Below are 15,896 nucleotides of genomic sequence, written 5' to 3'. Positions count from 1 at the left end.
TGCATCAGTCTTCGAGCTGTTAATGTTCCTGTTCTACCAGTCAATGTTTGCGTACGACCTGTCATCTGCACCGTACGACCTGCCAACCGCACAGTATTTGTTAATAAGTGCATCGTTCGTGTTGATAACCGCACCGTACGACCTGCGAACGGTATCGTTCTACCTGTCAACTGCACGCTCTTTGTTGATATCCGCACGCCCAATGTTAATAAATGCAATGCATTTGGCAGAAATTAGCATGCATTTCCCCGCTTGTAAGGTTCCAATAACAGGATTGACCGTACATTTGACAGGTAGAACGATGCTTTTACCAGGCATGAGGCAAACATTAAAAGGTATGATTGTGCACTTGGGAAGTAAGAGTGTCTCTTTTGCATAAAGGAGAATTCATTTAGTAGTAGTAGTTAGTAGAGACGTAGCAGTGCTACGTCTCTACAGAAGAAGAAAATGTTTTGTAGATTATAATCAGAGATTACAAATATTAATTCCGATATTTTTTTTGATAGAATTTAGCCAAAAACAGAAAGAATTGACGATGATTTTAACTGCTTTTAAAATAAATTTTCACACGCAATCGGTTGAAATAGATAGATGATTAGAATATTAAAGAAATTATTCTTTAATTTGTAAAAGATAAAGGAGTCTTAAATCCGAATAGGTAAAAAGAGACGGATAAAATGGCAAATTTTCTTAATACAAATACTAATATGGATACCATAAAACACATACCCGAGAACGGGAAAACCAGAGTAGTAATTATTGGTGGTGGATTTGCAGGCCTAAAGTTGGCAAGGCAATTGGCCAACACAAAATACCAGGTGGTTTTAATTGATCGAAATAACTTTCACCAGTTTCAACCCCTGTTTTATCAAGTTGCAACTTCAGGGCTCGAGCCAAGTTCTATATCATTTCCTTTGCGAAAGATATTCCAGAAGAAAAGCAATGTGCATTTCCGAATGGCTGATTTACTAGAGGTAAAATCAGATCAAAATGAGATCTATACCAGTTTGGGAAAATTGAAATATGATTATCTGGTATTGGCAACAGGGGTTAGTACCAATTACTTTGGAAATAAAAATATCGAAGAGTTTTCCATTCCTATGAAATCTGTTTCAGAGGCAATTTTTCTTCGAAACTCAATTTTAAGGAATTACGAGAAAGCCTTGAATGAATCAGATCCGAAAAAAGCAGCCAATTACATGAACATTGTACTTGTAGGAGGTGGACCAACAGGCGTGGAGTTGGCTGGAGCTTTGGCAGAAATGAAATCTGAAATTCTACCGAAAGATTATCCTGAGCTTGATTTTAGCCTAATGAATGTCTACTTGTTCGAGGCTTCTGATAAATTATTGAATGGAATGTCACAAAAGGCATCGGCCAAAGCTCAGAAATTTCTCGAAAAACTTGGTGTGATTGTTAGAACCAATGCAAGGGTTGCTGATTACGATGGCTTAACCATTCGTTTGGATGATAATGAGGAATTTAAATCATACACCATGGTTTGGGCAGCTGGTGTTGCAGCACGTCCTATTAAAGGGATCAGTGAAAATGCGAGTGTACGTGCTGGAAGACTTCAGGTAGATCAATATAATAAAATAGTAGGTATAGATAATGTTTTTGCAATTGGAGATCTTGCCTACCAGATCGAAGGGAAATTTGAAAATGGGCATCCACAAGTTGCGCAGGTAGGACTTCAGCAAGCAGGAAATTTGGCAAAGAATTTTAAAAGATTGCTACAGAATCAGGATCTCAAGGCATTTCATTATAAAGACAGGGGTTCGATGGCTACCATTGGAAAAAACTTAGCTGTAGCTGATCTTCCTGGAATAAAAATGCAAGGATTCCTTGCCTGGGTATTGTGGTTGTTTGTACACCTGATGGCAATTGTTGGTGTAAAGAATCGTTTTTTCATTCTTATCAATTGGGTGTGGAATTATTTTACCTCTGATCAATCATTGAGAGTTTTAATTCGACCTAAAAAAAGAAGTTTCACCGATAAGGCCAGCCTAAAAATGAAAACTGATAGTATGATAGCCTAAAAAAATTAAAATATTACATCCTCAAAAGTGCCGAATATAAAGCAATTCGGCACTTTTTTAATTTTTGGCACAGGCTTTGCAAAGATCTTATCAAAGTATACCGGTTATTTACTTTACGGATTCATCCCTACCAAAGGATGACGATATTTTGCCAGAAACATTAGCAGACTGTAATAGTTTGCTACTGCCACTCAACGGAGAGCAGAATGGCTTTCACCATTAAATACCAAAACTATGAGAACGACAAAATATTACAGGTTGCTTGCCAGTATAGTATTGGTTTCAACACTTACTACATACACAACAAGTTTATTTGCTCAAAGAAGATCTTATAACGAAGAGGCTACCCGTTACGAGGAAAGAAAAAGAAATAAGTCTTTTGATGAAAATAACAATAGAAACAAATCTAAACGAAGTTCATACAACTATAATGATGATCACAGATCACAAAGACATGATAGCAAATACAATAACAACAAATCACATTACCATAAAAACAATCATAATGCACACAAGAAACACAATGGGCATAAATATCACAAACCTGGACATGTAGAATATAGACATTATCATGGTGATCATTACAGAGCTAATCACAGGCATCAAGAACCTTACTACAGACACAAATACTACTATAATAAACATGGACATAGCTGTTACAATCATTCAAAATATGGTCAAGTAATTTGGAGATTTTCTTGTGAACCTAGAGTAATTCATCATCAAAGTGGTGATTATTATTATACCAATGGCTGTTATTATAGATTCTATCCTGAGTTAGGTTTTATTCTTGTGGAGGCTCCAAGCACGGTTTACTTTTCTCATCTGCCTAATGATTGTCATAGAGTCAAAGTTCATGGAGGAGTTTATTATACCGATGGAGATTTGTGTTTCGAGAGACATAGAAAAGGATTTAGATTGGTTTCAATGCCAGAAGGAATTCATTTTTCAATACAATTCTAATAATTATTTAACAGTATTGATTTGAACAGCAAAACCTAAAAGTAAAAATAAAGGGGTTTGATTTTAAATTACACCAAAAATTGCATCAGTTTTTAAATAATTACACCCCTTTAGTGAGAAAAAATGACGTTTTACAGATAGGTTGACTAAAAATAGGGCATTTCTAAAATCTAAATATTTTCTTTCAGATGCTACCTCAATAAAAAAGAGGATTTATGAAATAAAAAATGATGATTCCAAATGAAGATCACCTCTAAAAAGGGGGTGCTTGAAAAAAATAAAAATTTGACCGTCGAAAACGGTTTCGAAAAGCTGTTGCAAAACAGCTTTTTTTGTTGTCCCCAAAAAGAATAAAAACTTCCCAACCTCCTGATTTTATTGACCTCTTGAAAGATTTTTGATAGTTATTCTAAAAATGCAAAACTTTTTGGAAAATGGATGGGTTCAGATCTATTTTTATCACAACAACTAGAAAAAACAACAAATATTTATAAAACGCGGTATTATGACTAGGGAAGATTATAAATTAGATCCTAACAAACTGGTTCAGTTTCTTAAAAAACCAAGTTCGGAGTTTACAAAGGAAGATTTGATTGAATATATAGTGGAGAATGATATTAAAATGATCAACTTCCGCTATATCGCTGAGGATGGAAAGTTAAAAACACTAAACTTTATTATAACTGGTTTAGATCATCTTGATAGTATTTTATCGACAGGTGAACGTGTTGATGGATCAAGCTTGTTCTCATATATTGGAGCAGGATCAAGTGATTTATATGTAATTCCTAGATTTAAAACTGCATTTGTTAATCCATTCTCTGAAATTCCAAGTTTGGATATTCTTTGCTCATTCTATACTGCAGAAGGAAAGCCTCTTGAAAGTGCTCCAGAGTACATTCTTAAAAAGGCAAACAGAGAATTTGAGAAAGCCACAGGTCTTAAGTTTAAAGCAATGGGTGAGTTAGAGTACTATATTAAAAGTCCAAATCATACACTTTACCCAGATGTTGATCAAAAAGGATATCACAGCTCTCAACCATTTACAAAATGGGAAAACTTACGTCGCGAAGCAATGGTATTAATTGCTCAATGTGGTGGTAAAATCAAATACGGTCACTCTGAGGTAGGAAGTTTTACCAGTGGTGATGACGGATATGAGCAACATGAAATTGAATTCTTGCCAGTAGAAGCTGAAGATGCAGTAGAACAATTGTTAATTGCAAAATGGATTGTTAGAATGCTAGCTGCAAGAGAAGGTGCATTGGTAAGCTGGGCACCAAAAATCACTGTAGGTAAAGCAGGTAGTGGTCTTCATATTCACATGTTAGTTGAAAAAGATGGCAAAAACATCTGTATCGAGAATGGCAAGTTAAGTGATACTGCTAAGAAGATGATTGCCGGAATCATGGATCTTTCGGGTGCATTAACAGCATTTGGGAACACCATTCCAACTTCATATTTAAGATTAGTTCCTCATCAAGAAGCTCCTACATATGTATGTTGGGGAGATAGAAACAGATCTGTATTGGTACGTGTTCCTCTTGGATGGGTTGGCGCTACTGATATGATTAAGGATGTGAATCCACAACAGGATGCCGATCCAAGAGATTTCTCAAACAAGCAAACATTCGAATTCAGAGTTCCTGATGGATCTGCAGATATGTATCAATTGATGGCAGGTTTAATTGTTGCAGGACAGCATGGATTGCAAATGGAAAACAGCTTGCAAAAAGCTGAAGAATTATATGCTGATGTTGATATTTTCGCTCCACATTACAAAGAAAAATTAGAGAAATTGGAACAACTACCAACTTGCTGTTGGGAAAGTGCTGATTGTCTATTGGAGAAGAGAGGAATTTTCGAGAAAAATGGAGTTTTCCCAAAAGGAACAATCGATTCTGTTGCCAAGAATTTAAAACTATACGAAGATAATGGTTTAAATGACAGAATCTTGGGCAATGTAGATAAGATTATGGAAATCGTTGAAAAATATATGCACTGCATGTAATAGAATTATATTAGAAATTAAAAGTCCCGTAAACATTATTTACGGGACTTTTTTATTATTGGAGATTTGATCAGAGTTAATCCTTATATGCAAAAGAATATGATTCATTGTGCTGCGATTCGTCCAACCCTTTTTTCTCAGAATATTCAGAAACTCTTAATGGAACCATCAAATCTGTTAACCAATATAGAAGATAAGAACCTCCAAATGTAAATACTCCTACAGCAATCAAAGTCAACATGTGCATTAAGAATGTTCTAAGTTCACCATGAATTAATCCAACTTCTTGTGCAAAAACAGAGGTTAAAATCATACCTGTGATTCCTCCCATTCCGTGAGCAGGGAATACATCTAAAGTATCATCCAATGAAGTTTTTCCCTGAAGAGTAATGGCATAATTACTAATAATTGATGCTACTACCCCAATTGTTATTGAAGCTCCAACAGTTACAAATCCTGCAGCAGGCGTTATTGCTACCAATCCAACTACCAACCCGATTGCAGCTCCTAGTCCCGAAGGTTTATGACCTCTTGCTCCGTCTAGGAAAATCCATGTTAACATGGCTGCTGCTGATGCGGTATTGGTATTAAGAAGAGCTAGTACAGCTGTTGATGAGGCCTCCAATGCTGAACCTGCATTAAAACCGAACCAACCAAACCATAACATTCCTGCACCAAGCAGAACGAATGGAATGTTTGATCGTTTCTCGTTGTATTTTGATTTGGTTCTTTTTCCTAAAAACATTGCTCCTGCCAATGCTGCAAAACCTGCGGACATATGCACAACCGTTCCTCCTGCAAAGTCTAGCACTCCTAAATTACGAAGGAATCCATTAGGATGCCATGTCCAGTGTGCCAATGGTGCGTAAATAAATATTGTAAATAGACTAATGAATATCATATAGGAGCGGAATCGCACTCTACCTGCAAATGATCCTGTAATAAGAGCTGGGGTTATAATGGCAAACTTCAACTGAAACAAAGCAAATAATGCGAATGGGATGGTAGGTGCCATTTCAGGATGTGTTAGTCCCCCAACATTTTTAAACATCCAAAAGGTTAAAGGATTCCCTACTAGGCCAAAACCTTCTTTCCCTATACTGTCGCCAAAGGCCAGACTAAATCCACATATGATCCAAATGATACTTACAATTCCCATTGATACAAAGCTCTGTAGTATCGTAGATATAATGTTTCTTGGATCTACCATTCCTCCATAGAAGAATGCAAGACCTGGAGTCATTAAGAGTACTAGAGCAGTAGAAGTAAGCATCCACGCCACATCTCCAGCTACAATGTTAGGATCGCCTGATCCAAATTCAATTCCCGGGACAAAGATTCCCACAATCGACACCAATACTAACAATAGTAAGGCGTAAAACCACTTTTTACTGTTTTTCATCTGTATTAGATTTAAGGGTAAAATAAACAGAAAGGTGTGATTATGAATTGTGGTCCGTCAAATTTTACACTTGCGATTCAAAAATACACATTTTTTCACAATAGAACAACCTACAGATAGGGGGTGTTTGGTTTTTAATGTATTTTATGGAGATTGCACCCCATTTCAAAATAGGGGATAATTGTATTTACCTGTAATTTATGAAGATTTGTGTATAATTTTTATGGATGCTATCTTCGAAAGAAATTTTTTAAAATATGAATGTACAAATTGAAGAATCCTGGAAGGAAAAACTAAGTGGTGAATTCTCGAAAGAGTATTTCCAACGCCTGGTTCATTTTGTAAAAACAGAGTATCAAAGCAAGAAAATTTATCCGCCAGGAAAATTAATTTTTAATGCCTTCAATAAATGTGCATTTGATGATGTAAAGCTGGTTATCATTGGACAAGATCCTTATCATGGGTTTGGACAGGCTAATGGCTTATGCTTTTCAGTAAATAATGGTGTTGCTCTCCCTCCTAGTTTGCAGAATATCTTTAAGGAGATCAATTCAGACTTAGGATTAAACATGCCAAATAGTGGAAATCTCGAAAAGTGGAGTGAACAAGGTGTAATGCTATTGAATGCAACACTTACCGTAAGAGCCAACCAAGCTGGTTCGCATCAAAACAAGGGTTGGGAACAGTTTACCGATGCAGTTATAAAATGTCTTTCAGAAGAAAAGGAAAATCTTGTTTTTCTACTATGGGGATCATATGCCCAGAAAAAAGGAGAGCAAATTAACAGATCAAAACATTTGGTTTTGAAATCACCTCATCCGTCACCCTATTCGGCTGACAGGGGATTTTTTGGAAACAAACATTTTAGCAAAGCCAATGCATATTTGCAAGACAAGGGAAAGGCCCCAATTGATTGGAGCCTTTAATTAATCTTTTTCTATATGGAGCTGGTGAATAATGAATTTTCCGTTTTGTTTCTTCGAGAGAAAACTTAGTCGGAAACTTCCCTTTTTGGTAATTAATTCTCCAGTGGCATATCTTGCACCGGTTTTACCCCCGGCATGTTTCTTTTTAAAATCAGTTGGTGGATAGTCTCTAAAAAACTTATCAAGTATTTGTTTTGCTTGAGATTTGCTGTAACTGCCTTCTTTGTCTTGAATCGAAAGTTGAATTCTATCGCTAAAATAATTGGATAAATTCTCACAATTTCCTTGTTTGAAAGCCAGAATTAGGTTTTTAGGCAAATCATTCTGCGTTTGCGAACTTACATCAGTTGCAGAAAACAGAACAAATAGAATTCCAATAAATATGTATTTAATAATTCTCATCTGAATAGTTTTAATTCATTATCATTTACCTTTACACAAATTCTGTGCGAAAAACATACCGCAAGATAAAAAAAATCTAATCGAGAACCTGATTTCGAGCAGATAATTGATTATGCCCTGCTGATGAAAGACATGATATAGTGCGGTATTGCAAGGATTTAAGTTTAATAACATTGGAACTACCATATCGTGATAAACAGATACTTATGAAAGCAACTCTATTGGTAATTGGAAAAACAGATAAAGACTTTGTAAAAAAAGGTATTGACGAATACCAAAAACGCTTGGTGCATTACCTTCCGTTTGAATTTAATATTATTCCCGATTTAAAGAACACAAAAAATCTTTCTGAAAGTCAACAAAAACAAAAAGAAGGCGAATTAATTCTAGAGAAACTAAAACCTACAGACACACTAATTTTATTAGATGAAAATGGCAAAGAGTTCTCATCTGTAGGATTTTCGAAGTTTATGGAACAGAAAATGATTAGTGGAACTCGAAATCTTGTTTTTGTAATTGGTGGTCCTTATGGGTTTTCAGAAGAGGTATACAAAAAAGCTCAAGCTAAGGTCTCATTATCGAAAATGACATTCTCACACCAAATGATTCGTATGATTTTTATTGAACAGCTTTATCGTGCTATGACCATTCTAAAAGGAGAACCTTATCATCATGTTTGATGGTTTAATTGAATTATGCTAATTTGTGAGAGGTTTAGCATGAAATTTGTTAATCCAAACCTAAATTTCAAAACTATCAGCATTGGAAAATAAACTTCTCAAATACATTCTAGGAATATCAGTACTGGTATTTTTCGGATTGGCACTCACTTCCGATTATATTTTTAACCGTGAAGATAGCTTACTGCAATCAGCAAAAAGAATTCAAAATGTTTTTAGTAAAAAAGAACCTTCACTAAAGAAAGATTTAAATGAGTTACGCAATGCAATTGTCAATAAAAATGGCGGATTAAGTGAATACAATAATTTTACGGAATTTGAGCATGATTTAAAGAAAGATGGTTTTGTTTTGTTAGCCTTTAAAGGCGACAGCTTAGGGTTTTGGAGTGATAACTCATTCATAGTCCCAAAACCGGAAAGTCTAAAAGAATCTCACGGAAGTGTTAAAAGATTCGAAAATGGCTGGTACTATATCCAAAGACAACAACTAGACAGCATAGATTTGTATGGTTTATTTCTTATTAAAAAGATTTATCCCTACCAGAATAAGTATTTGAAGAATCATTTCGATCGTGAATTTGATATACCGGCTGAATTTGAAATATCATTAGATCGAGAAAATGGAGTTCCGATTTTTGATAAAGATGATAACTTTCTGTTTTCATTACAGCGTAATAATTATGGCTACAGTGCTCCAAAAGCTCAAAATCGGATTGGAGCTTTTTATGCTATTTTCATACTCCTGCTTTTAATTCTGATTAGCATCCAAATTCTGGAAATTAGAAATGTGAAAATTGGCTTAAGCACACTTTTTATTTGGGGAATATCATTATTATGTCTTCGATATTTGATGATACAATACTCCTTCCCAGATGTCTTTTCCAATTTGGAAATATTCTCGCCAACCCTATATGCACGCTCATTCTTCTTTCCATCATTGGGAGACTTTTTGCTGAATGTTCTATTCCTTTATCTTTTCATTTATACCTACTCATCATACGGATGTAAATATCATCTACTTAAAGGAGTATCAAAAACAGGAGCAAGCATACTGTTTGTTTTGTATTTAATACTGTATTGGGTATTTTTTTACTCGATTCATGGATTAGTAAGTAGTTTGGTATTGGATTCTAGCTTCAGTCTACAAATGTTTGTTTTTCAAGATTATGGAATTTATGTTTTTGTTGGATTTCTGATTTTACTTTTACTAATGTATTCTTTAGGGCACTTTGCTTACCTTATTGCTGCCTTATCCAGATCAAGATGGAATTTGTGGAAATACTTGATATACGTATTTGCAATTTCTATTCCAGCTATCGCATATCTTTTTCTATACTCATTCGAACCTCAAAGCTATCTCTTTTTAATCTTACCATTAATCATTTTGTTACTTGTTGGATTTGCAAGCTATAAAGCTGCAAAAGGAAGCTACTACTCATTAATGATTATTTTACTATTATTTGTAGCCATAGCTGTAACTGGAATAATAAATGTGCTATCAGAGAAGAAGGAAGCACAAAATCGATTGGTAACGGCAATGAATCTTTCTACCGAATATGACCCTACTTCCGAAAATTTGTTGGTTCACTTACAAAAAAGTCTCGATTCCGATGAGAGCTTGAAACAAATGTGTCAGCATCCTTTTAGAAATGAAGTACGCATAATGGATCACATTCAAAATAGATACTTTTCAGGATATTGGGATCAGTATTATCACCAAATCACAATCTGTAACGAATCTGACGATCTAAGTATTGAACCAGACAATAATGTCAGAAATTGTTTTGAGTTTTTCGAAGAGATGATTCTTCAATCGGGTGAAAAAATTCCAAATACAAAATTTTATTATTTGAATGATTTTGATGGAATGGTTTCCTATCTGGGAAAACTCGAATTTAAAACCAAAAGAATGGGCTTGGTTCGGATTTTTATTCGCCTTGATTCCAAACTTGGCAATGAAGGGATTGGATATCCAGACTTATTACTGGATGAAAAAGTGATTCTAAAACAAAGAGGGAATGAATATTCTTATGGAAAATATAGTGATGGTAAATTGATTGCTTCCTCAGGGAAATTCAATTATTATATGAATGAGAAGGTATTTGGAACCAATAAAGAGAAATCATTCCATGTAAAACTGGACGATTATGACCATCTCGTCTATCATTTCGATAACAATACAGTTGTGGTCAGCTATCCTCTTGTCAACTGGTATAACAAAGTAATAACCGTTCCATACATTTTTGTATTCCTGTACTTATTTGGCATGTTTATTTGGCTTTTGAGCCGATTCCCATGGAAATTTAAATTCAACATGAGCTTTAAGTATAGAATACAATACTCAATTGTTGGATTGTTAATGCTATTCTTTTTACTGTTAGGAGGTGGCACAGTTTATTATACAATTGAAAGAACAGAAGAACTAAATAACAGAAAACTAGAAGAGAAATTACAATTGGTAAAACAAGAAGTAACTTCGAGCTTAGGCGAAAACTTAAATGTAGACTTTTTAACCGATCGCCTGCGCAGACTTTCCAGCTTAATTTATGCAGATATTCATTTGTATGATTTATCAGGAGAACTAATCACCTCATCACGTCGTGAAATATTTGACAAGAAATTACAGTATAACAAAATGAATTTTGCGGCCTATTACCAATTGTTTTTTAAAGAAAAAACAAGTTTCATTCACAAGGAAGAAATTGGTACAATGTCGTATTTATCGGCCTACGAAACCATAGTCGACGAAAACAACAAAATTATAGCATTTGTAAACCTTCCTTATTTCACAAAAAGTCAGGAGCTGGAAAAAGAAATGTTCAACCTGATTTTAACAGGAGTTAACTTACATGTATTCATGATTTTGTTGGCCATATTCCTTTCCGTTTTTATTTCCAATAAGATTACATATCCACTAAGAATTATTCAAAACAGGTTAAAAGCGACTCGATTTGGTTCGTACGGTGAAAAAATTGAATATTCAAAAGATGATGAGATTGGAAGTCTAATTAATGAATACAACCAGATGCTGGCTGAGCTTTCCGAAAGTGCAGAAAAATTGGCTCGCTCGGAAAGAGAATCTGCATGGAGAGAAATGGCTCGTCAAATTGCTCATGAAATTAAAAATCCTTTAACTCCAATGAAGCTAAGCATTCAATTTTTGCAAAAACGCTTTGAAGAAAAATCGGAAAACAGAGAAGAGCATTTGAAACAAGTAAGCAAAACTTTAATAGAACAGATTAATGCTTTGTCTTCAATTGCAACAGCCTTTTCAAACTTCGCAAAAATGCCAACGGCAAATAACGAACCTTTGAATCTTGTTGATATATTACATCATGTTGTTTCCTTGTTTAGAAACGATGAACTAGATTTAAAACTTCAGCTAAACGGAATTGAAACAGCCAATGTATTTGTGGATAAAGAGCAATTTATTCGCGTGTTTGTAAATTTGCTAAACAATGCCATTCAATCTATTCCTGAAAATAGAAATGGACAAGTAATTGTAGAGCTTGAAGAAGAAAAAGAATACTTTAAAGCTTGTGTTATTGACAATGGGAATGGAATTAGCGATGATATAATGGAAAGGTTATTTTATCCTAATTTCACCACCAAATCGGGAGGAATGGGATTAGGTCTGGCCATTGTTAAAAACATCGTTAAAAACGCAAAAGGTGAAATTTGGGTAGATTCGGAACGAGGAGTCGGTTCATGTTTTAACCTTAAAATTCCTAAAAGACGAGAGGAATAATGAAACTGAAAATATTACTAGATAATAATGCAGCTGAAGGTTTTGAATCGGTTCATGGATTTTCGGTTCTTATCGAATCCGATAAGAAAATTTTATTCGATGTAGGCCCAAACGAATTATTTGCAAAGAATGCCAAACAGTTGGGTGAAGATTTTTCTGATATCGATACTGTAGTGCTAAGTCATGGACATTGGGATCATGGAGATGGTTTAATTTACCTTACAGATAAAGAATTGATTCTACATCCGGATTGTTTTATTACCAGACATCGCAAAAGAAATAACACTCATGTAGGTTTATCCACCAGCAAAGATGAACTTTCGAAGAATTTTAGAATTAAGGAAAGCAAAAAACCTTTATGGATTTCTGATAGTATCTTGTTTTTGGGAGAAATTCCTAGATCTAATGATTTTGAATCGAAAGAAAGTCCTTTTTTACTACCTGATGGATCGCCCGATTTTGTCTCGGATGATTCAGCAGTTGCCATCACTAGCAATAAAGGCTTAGTTGTGATTAGCGGCTGTGCCCACTCAGGCATTTGTAATACGGTTGAATATGCTAAAAAAGTAAGCGGGGTCAATACTATTTATGCTGTAATTGGAGGTTTTCATTTAAAGGAAATCGATGAACTCACCATGAAGACAATCGAATATCTTAAATCTGAAAATATAGAAATTCTGGGGCCAACCCATTGTACAAGTTTTAAAGTCCGCCATGAATTTGCAAGACACTTTAATCTATTAGAATTGGCCTCTGGTGTAGTTTTAGATCTGTAATTACTTCACCTCATCCATGGTAATTAAATTATTCAGAATCGCATAAACAGTTAACCCAGAAACAGATTTAATTCCAAGCTTTTGGGTTATGTTTTTTCGATGAGTAACAACTGTATGTATACTTATAAACAACTGATCAGCAATTTCTTTATTGGTTAATCCCAGGGCAATGTGTTTCAATATATTTTGCTCTCGTGAACTCAGAGTCTCATTGGACTTATTAGTTCGCTTGTTTTCTGCCTTCTTATTCACTATCTCCTCCAAAACATCTATAATTTTAGATTGATTATCCTTATGGTGAATAAAAGCATCCGCATGGTATTTGTCCTTAATTGACTTGTCATCCGATATCAATACCAGACTCATTTTATTGGCCTTGATAAAAGGCTTTTTCAAATCTTCACAATCTGAATCAAGCATATTAGGGTTGACAATTAAAATATCAGGCTTTAACCTGTTCACAATATCACACAGCTCCATTTTATTCGAAACAGACTGAAGAATTTCAACATTCTCAAGCTTTTGACTTACCGCGCCAAGTCCTTTTCGAATCAAACAAGTACTTTCTGCTATTAGTATAGAAATTCTAGGCATAAATGAGCATTAAAACAGGTTCTTAATCGATTTTTCCATTAAAATAATTTTCGGAATTAAAACCTTATCCTCAATTCTGGAATGATAATTCAAATCTTCCTCTAGCCTAAATAAATCTTGAATAATACTGTGATAAAGGTTGGTATTTGCAGGCGGAGCAACATATTTAATCATGATGGTTCTCAGATCCATCAGTTTTTCCTCTATGTCATCATGCTCTTCCTCGTATTCCACAATCGAGAATGATTCAAAAACCTTTTTATTCTTGTCAGTAAATTTTTCTGATTTTATTATTTCATCAACAGCCAATACATATGGAAACACAACATCTTCCTCGCGCATAATGTGCTCTGTAAGCTCCGATTTGTATCCTTCAAAAAAGTTTCTAATTAGGGCGATGTACTTTTTGTCTTCGCTACCTTCCAACTCCAGACTTTTAATTTTTTGCTCAATATCAGTTACTGTATTATTTAAATAACTGGCATGAGTCATTTTTAGATAAGCTACAATATCACGAACTGGGATACTTTGAAGCTCCTCCTTAGGAAAATAATCCTGATCGTGATAAGCATTTACCAACTGTAGAAAAAAGTTCAGATCAACTTCATTTTCTTTACAAACCTGATCAACTGTTTTATCTCCAAATCCCAATTCTATTCCAAAACGATGAATAACAGGTATCAGCATGTAATTCATTTGAATCACATCTGCCATTTTCATACTTTTCTTTATATGCATACTCGTATTTAAATTTAATCTAAATTAGTAAAATTTTGGAGATCTATTGAGACATGAAGTAAAAAAGCAATCGAAAACCGAAACCAAATGAGTAAAAACACTAAAAAGAAATATTATGGCAAAAGATTTCTCAAATTCATTTGGCCTCAGTCTCGGGAGCTTGTTTTTAAGTCAATACAAACTTAGTCAGCTTAACGTGTGTTCGCAATACCAACAATTAGGTATTCTTCTACTTTTCGAAATGAATTTTCTCCTTAATGTGAAGGATTCTTGATTTTGCATACTCGTATCGCTCACCTCCAATATCTTCTGTTTCTCTGATGTATTGCGAATAGTATTTCAGTGCTTTCTTTTTATTATCACCAAATTCCTCATAAGTAGTTGCAATTTCATATAACACTTCCGGATTTGAATTATCCATTTCAAAGTGTTTCTTATACTCAATTACTGATTTTTCAAATTCACGATTGGCATTATATGCTTTTGCCAAATACAAATGTATCGATGATTTAATTGGAGGAGTAATATAAACTAAAGAATTGTTCAAATACTCTATTCCTTTTTCATTATCATCTAAACGAGAATAACACACACCCAAGTAAAAATTAAGCATTGGATCTTTTTCAAAAGTTTCGCCACAAGCTAAAAATGACTTAATGGCATTTTCATATTGTCTGGTCTGCATGTAACAAACTCCCAATTGTTTGTATCCGCTTAGGTTTAGTTTTTTTCTCGTCTCAAGGTCCTTATAAATATTTAAAGCATTCTCATACCACTCCAAACCTACCAAACACTGGGCTTTCTTTTTTTGTATCAAATGGTTGTTAGGATAAGTTTCTAGTCCTTTATTACAAAAATCCAAAGCTTGTTCGTAGCCTTGCATTTCATAAAACTTCTGAATCACATTAAGAATTACCGATAAATCTTTGGAGTTAAGTTCATACGCCTTTAAATAAGAAGCCAATGATCCAATGTAGTTCTGCATTTTATCCTTCAAATTGGCAGCTTGCTTGTGCAAATACGGATTTAAAGAGTCGCGCTCAATTAATTTCTCATAGATATCCAAACCCTCACGGTAACTGCTAAGGTTAGCATAGGTTTTTGCCAATAACAAATTGCCTTGATAATGCATTGAATCAACAGCTTGAAGTTTTAATAGTAGTTTTTGAGATTCAGGATAATTTCCCGATGAATAAAGGCAATTGCTATAATTAAATAATGTTGCAGTTGAATTGGGATGTAACTTGTGTGCTTTTTGATAATTCTCAATTGCAGGAACATACTGGTTTAGATTTTGATATGCTTTCCCCAAACGAAAGTATAGTTTACTATTGCTACTATCCTTAGCAATCATTTGCTTAAGAATTGGAATGGCACTTTCATATTCTCCGTTAAAAAGCAACTGGTCTACTTTATTAGTACGTTGTGAGGATGCATTGGGGATGAAAAAAATACTTGTAAGTATTAGGGTAAAAATAAATTGTTTCATTGGGTTGTTATTTATAATTATCATATAAATATAAACTAAAAGATTAGTTTTTTGAAATAATTCTAACCCCTAGATCAAAAAAAACCGACTCAGAAATTCTGAATCGGTTGATATGATTGCTTTGTAGA

13 protein-coding genes are annotated in these 15,896 nt (G+C 34.3%); 7 read left to right on the top strand and 6 right to left on the bottom strand.

Annotation, left to right across the window (positions count from 1 at the left end):
• Window positions 1-159: 159 nt before the first annotated feature.
• Window positions 160-318, bottom strand: coding sequence for a hypothetical protein (locus JCM15579_RS20335; RefSeq protein ID WP_157471541.1), 159 nt, complete (start codon window positions 316-318; stop codon window positions 160-162).
• Window positions 319-677: 359 nt separating this feature from the next.
• Between JCM15579_RS20335 and JCM15579_RS17630 the strand changes: the two genes are divergently transcribed.
• From JCM15579_RS17630 to JCM15579_RS17620, 3 genes are all read left to right on the top strand, one after another.
• Window positions 678-2,039, top strand: a complete 1,362-nt coding sequence (locus JCM15579_RS17630) for an NAD(P)/FAD-dependent oxidoreductase (RefSeq protein ID WP_245625973.1) — start codon at window positions 678-680, stop codon at window positions 2,037-2,039.
• Window positions 2,040-2,273: 234 nt separating this feature from the next.
• Window positions 2,274-3,002, top strand: coding sequence for a DUF6515 family protein (locus JCM15579_RS17625; protein WP_054722235.1), 729 nt, complete (start codon window positions 2,274-2,276; stop codon window positions 3,000-3,002).
• Window positions 3,003-3,507: 505 nt separating this feature from the next.
• The gene (locus JCM15579_RS17620) at window positions 3,508-5,013 is read left to right on the top strand and encodes a glutamine synthetase family protein (protein ID WP_054722233.1); all 1,506 of its coding nucleotides are present in this window, start codon (window positions 3,508-3,510) and stop codon (window positions 5,011-5,013) included.
• A gap of 76 nt (window positions 5,014-5,089) precedes the next feature.
• On the opposite strand, the gene JCM15579_RS17615 is transcribed toward JCM15579_RS17620, so the two are convergent.
• The gene (locus JCM15579_RS17615; RefSeq protein ID WP_054722231.1) at window positions 5,090-6,415 is read right to left on the bottom strand and encodes an ammonium transporter; all 1,326 of its coding nucleotides are present in this window, start codon (window positions 6,413-6,415) and stop codon (window positions 5,090-5,092) included.
• 257 nt (window positions 6,416-6,672) lie between these two features.
• Between JCM15579_RS17615 and ung the strand changes: the two genes are divergently transcribed.
• Window positions 6,673-7,341 carry a uracil-DNA glycosylase gene (gene ung / locus JCM15579_RS17610; protein ID WP_054722228.1) on the top strand — a complete coding sequence of 223 codons (669 nt, stop codon included), beginning with the start codon at window positions 6,673-6,675 and terminating at the stop codon, window positions 7,339-7,341.
• Here the strand turns inward: ung and JCM15579_RS17605 are convergent, their stop codons facing one another.
• Window positions 7,342-7,743: a DUF4783 domain-containing protein gene (locus JCM15579_RS17605; RefSeq protein ID WP_054722226.1), complete on the bottom strand. Its 402-nt coding sequence runs from the start codon at window positions 7,741-7,743 to the stop codon at window positions 7,342-7,344.
• Between the two features lie 206 nt (window positions 7,744-7,949).
• On the opposite strand from JCM15579_RS17605, the gene rlmH reads away from it, so the two are divergent.
• The 3 genes from rlmH (at window position 7,950) to JCM15579_RS17590 (ending at window position 12,947) form a co-directional block, all read left to right on the top strand.
• Complete coding sequence (rlmH, locus tag JCM15579_RS17600) at window positions 7,950-8,423, top strand: 23S rRNA (pseudouridine(1915)-N(3))-methyltransferase RlmH (protein WP_054722223.1); 474 nt, start codon at window positions 7,950-7,952, stop codon at window positions 8,421-8,423.
• An 82-nt stretch (window positions 8,424-8,505) separates the two neighbouring features.
• The gene (locus JCM15579_RS17595; protein ID WP_054722221.1) at window positions 8,506-12,171 is read left to right on the top strand and encodes a sensor histidine kinase; all 3,666 of its coding nucleotides are present in this window, start codon (window positions 8,506-8,508) and stop codon (window positions 12,169-12,171) included.
• Window positions 12,171-12,947, top strand: coding sequence for an MBL fold metallo-hydrolase (locus JCM15579_RS17590; RefSeq protein ID WP_054722219.1), 777 nt, complete (start codon window positions 12,171-12,173; stop codon window positions 12,945-12,947). The genes JCM15579_RS17595 and JCM15579_RS17590 overlap by 1 nt, the downstream gene beginning before the upstream one ends.
• On the opposite strand, the gene JCM15579_RS17585 is transcribed toward JCM15579_RS17590, so the two are convergent.
• From JCM15579_RS17585 to JCM15579_RS17575, 3 genes are all read right to left on the bottom strand, one after another.
• Window positions 12,948-13,541, bottom strand: coding sequence for a response regulator transcription factor (locus JCM15579_RS17585; RefSeq protein ID WP_083464751.1), 594 nt, complete (start codon window positions 13,539-13,541; stop codon window positions 12,948-12,950).
• A gap of 9 nt (window positions 13,542-13,550) precedes the next feature.
• The gene (locus JCM15579_RS17580) at window positions 13,551-14,279 is read right to left on the bottom strand and encodes a hemerythrin domain-containing protein (RefSeq protein ID WP_054722215.1); all 729 of its coding nucleotides are present in this window, start codon (window positions 14,277-14,279) and stop codon (window positions 13,551-13,553) included.
• 229 nt (window positions 14,280-14,508) lie between these two features.
• Window positions 14,509-15,768, bottom strand: a complete 1,260-nt coding sequence (locus JCM15579_RS17575) for a tetratricopeptide repeat protein (protein WP_172677464.1) — start codon at window positions 15,766-15,768, stop codon at window positions 14,509-14,511.
• Window positions 15,769-15,896 lie beyond the last annotated feature (128 nt).

It is taken from the genome of Marinifilum fragile JCM 15579 (assembly GCF_001310955.1).
GTDB lineage: Bacteria > Bacteroidota > Bacteroidia > Bacteroidales > Marinifilaceae > Marinifilum > Marinifilum fragile.
This window is presented reverse-complemented; position numbering and strand designations above follow the sequence as displayed.